Origin of the sequence: Corallococcus sp. AB045 (assembly GCF_003668895.1) — a bacterium.
In the GTDB taxonomy this organism is placed as follows: domain Bacteria; phylum Myxococcota; class Myxococcia; order Myxococcales; family Myxococcaceae; genus Corallococcus; species Corallococcus coralloides.
This window is the reverse complement of the sequence record NZ_RAWN01000398.1, coordinates 1-2405: the sequence shown is the minus strand read 5'-3', so window position 1 is coordinate 2405 and position 2405 is coordinate 1. Positions and strand designations below refer to the sequence as shown.

Annotated in this window: 2 protein-coding genes and 1 pseudogene; 1 reads left to right on the top strand and 2 read right to left on the bottom strand. The window is 70.8% G+C overall.

The annotated features are described in order from the left end of the window. Positions 1–249 (top strand): annotated as a pseudogene (locus D7Y21_RS41035) (hypothetical protein); the annotation flags it as partial. A gap of 17 nt (positions 250–266) precedes the next feature. Here D7Y21_RS41035 and serB read toward each other — a convergent pair. Next, positions 267–1463, bottom strand: coding sequence for a phosphoserine phosphatase SerB (gene serB, locus D7Y21_RS41030; protein WP_121718603.1), 1197 nt, complete (start codon positions 1461–1463; stop codon positions 267–269). Between the two features lie 75 nt (positions 1464–1538). Then, positions 1539–2405 (bottom strand): serine/threonine-protein kinase (locus tag D7Y21_RS41025; RefSeq protein ID WP_147469536.1); only part of this gene is annotated, 867 nt, incomplete at its 5' end.

Genomic DNA, 2405 nt, shown 5'->3' with positions numbered 1-2405 from the left:
GCTCCCGCCGCGCGCGCGGCCCCCGCGCCCGCCCCGGCGAGCGCGGGCTCCAGCGCCTCGGACATCCTGGATGAAATCCTCGCGGGCGGCTCGCCCACCAACGAGTGGACCGAGGAGGACCTGGCCCGCCTGCAGACGGTGCAGCAGAACCAGGAGAAGAGCTCCAAGATTCTGCGCGCCCTGCTGGAGCTCGTCTTCGAGAAGGGCGCCGTGCAGCAGCGCGAGCTGGCCGCGCGCATGCGCGTCTGACCCTGTCTTGTTTTGTTTCAGCCCACCTCGCGCAGCTCGCGCGCGGTGAGCCCCAGCAGCGTGAGGATGGTGTCCAGCCCGCCGGCGGAGATGGACGTGTCGGCGGCCTCGCGCAGCTTCGGCTTGGCGCGGAAGGCGATGCCCAGCCCCGCCTTCTCCAGCATCAGCAGGTCATTGGCCCCGTCACCCACGGCGATGACCTGCTCCAGCAGGATGCCCTCCGCTCTCGCCAGCGTCTCCAAGAGCTCCGCCTTGCGGCGCGCGTTGACGATGGTGCCCACGGTGCGGCCGGTGAGCTTCCCGTCCTGGACCTCCAGCGTGTTGGAGTACGCGAAGTCGATGCCCAGCCGCTTCTGGAGCGCCTCGGCCGCCACGGAGAAGCCGCCGCTGATGACCGCGGTGCGGTAGCCCAGGCGCCGGAGCACGCGGATGAGCGTCTCCGCTCCTTCGGTGAGCGGCAGGTTCGCGGCCAGTTCGTGCAGCACGCGCGCGTCCAGCCCGGCGAGCAGCGCCACGCGCTGGCGCAGGGACTCGTCGTAGTCCATCTCCCCGTGCATCGCGCGCTCGGTGATGGCGGCCACCTTCGCGTGGACGCCGTACGCGCGCGCCAGCTCGTCGATGACCTCGATGCGGATGAGCGTGGAGTCCATGTCCATCACCACCATCCGCTTGCCGCGCCGGTAGAGGCTCTCGCGCTGGAGGGCGACGTCGAACGTGGGGCTCGCCATGGACAGCGCCAGCAGCGCGCGCTTGAGCGCCGCCGTGTCGGCATCCGGCGGCAGCGTGACGTGCAGCTCCACCGCCGCGAGCGGCGTCTCGCTCAGCCGGGTGATTCGCTCCACGCGCGCGTTGCCCGCCACCAGCTGTTGCGTCAGCGCATGCACGTCGTGCACGCCCAGCGCCTTGCCCACCGCGGTGACGACGTAGCGCAGCGGCTCCGGCCCCGGCGCTGGAGACGTGATGGCCGGAGGCACCGCGCGCACGTCCACCGTGACGCCCAGCTCCCGGGCCAGCTCGGGGAGCGCCTGGAGGGACTCGCCGCCGGGCAGGCGCACCCAGAGGGCCAGGGTGAGCAGGCCCTGCACCACCACCTGCTCCACGTCGAGCAGCTCCGCGCCTGCTTTCGCGAGCAGGCCGGTGAGGCGGGCGGTGGTGTCGGGGCCGTCCCTGCCGGTGACGGTGAGGAGGACGCTGTCAGAGGGGCGCGTGGACATGGGCGCACCGCAGTCTGACAGGTCTCCGCGGGCACGGGCGAGCCTCGCGAGGAGGCCCGCCTGCCCGGCCTGCGACTACTCCTGCGGATCCGACGACAGGATGAGCGCGCCGCGGTCCAGGTACTCGCGCTCCGGGAAGGCCTTGTAGAAGTCCGCCAGCATCGCGTCCACGTCCGGGTAGCGCTGCTCGCGCCGGTCCTGCGTGGCCTTGTCGAAGAGCTGATCCAACCCGCTGGGCGCCTCCGGGTTCACCTCCGACGGCAGCGGCGAGCGGCGGCCCGGAATCTGACCGGTGAACATCTCGTAGAGCAGGATGCCCAGGGCGTACACGTCCGCGGCGGGACCCGCCTCCTGGACGCCCTTGTTCATCAGCTCCGGCGCCATGTAGACCATGCCGCCCGTGCCCACGAACACCTGGGGCATGCCCTTCGTCGCGTCCACCTCCACCACGCGGCTCATGCCGAAGTCCGCGAGCTTCGCGTTGCCGTACGCGTCGAAGAGGACGTTCTCCGGCTTGATGTTGTGGTGGGTGAGCCCCGCGGCGTGCGCGGCCTTCAGTCCGTACGCCAGCTGCAGGAAGGTGCGCAGCGCGTGCTGCACATCAATGCCCTTGCCGCCGGCCGCCTCCAGCCGCTCCTTCAGGCTGCCGCGCATCAGCTCCACCACGAAGTAGGGCCGCGCCGAGTCCACGTTCTGGTCGAGGATCTGCACCACGGCCGGGTGGCGCACCTGCGCCTGCGCGCACAGCTCCTTCTTCAGGCGCTTGAGCACCTCACCGCGCTGCAGGAAGGAGAAGTAGGCGAAGATGTCCTTCAGCTCCTTGATGCAGATGTCCAGCCCCAGGGCGTTGTAGCGGCCCTTGAAGACCGTCCCCAGCGGCCCCGTGCCAATGGGGTCGAACTTCTGGTAGCGCAGGTCCAGGTCGCTGGAGCCCTTCGCGGC

Coding starts and splice junctions, on each gene's coding strand:
- serB (WP_121718603.1), bottom strand. CDS start 1,463: ATGTCCACGCGCCCCTCTGACAGCGTCCTCCTCACCGTCACCGGCAGG.